The sequence below is a fragment of the Microbacterium sp. T2.11-28 genome (assembly GCF_950097975.1).
Taxonomy (GTDB): domain Bacteria; phylum Actinomycetota; class Actinomycetes; order Actinomycetales; family Microbacteriaceae; genus Microbacterium.
The window spans coordinates 1-459 of sequence record NZ_CATNHF010000017.1 but is presented as its reverse complement, the minus strand read 5'-3'; the positions used below and the strand labels follow the sequence as shown (position 1 = coordinate 459).

Sequence of the window (459 nt, the reverse complement as noted above, 5' to 3'; positions counted from 1 at the left end):
ACAATCTTGGACGTCGACGACACGCCCGACCCCATGCCGTCGAGTTGCCGGCCGTACGTGTCGGGCGAGCCCATGGCGCGGGGGAGCACCGTGTGCCACTCCGGCTCTGGCGGCAGAGCGTCGCGGTGGATCACGAGACCGTTGGACGTGCCGCCGCGGACGAACCACGCTGGAAAGGTCCGGTTGGAGCTGGATTTGTAGCGCCGGGGCGGCGCGAGCGACTCGAATAGGACGGGCTGGCGATGCGCCGAGACCCATGGGCACCGAGCAGCAGGTAAAGGCACAGAGCGAGGCGACGCTCGAAGCAGCGCGCGCAGCGGATGAGCCATTGAGTGGCTAGGCTGCAGTCGCACCGCAGAGCAGAGTGGTGTTGCGGGATCAAGGCCGGCGCTCCGAGGCGGAGGTTGTTTTCTGGCAGATTGCCGAGGTCGGGGCAGCCAGGCGAGACCGGGGTGGGTC

At 68.2% G+C, this 459-nt stretch carries 1 protein-coding gene; it reads right to left on the bottom strand.

Going from position 1 to position 459, the window contains the following annotated elements:
- The coding region (locus tag QQZ13_RS09660; protein ID WP_284528826.1) for a PrpF domain-containing protein at positions 1 to 329 on the bottom strand (329 nt) is incomplete at its 3' end.
- Positions 330 to 459 lie beyond the last annotated feature (130 nt).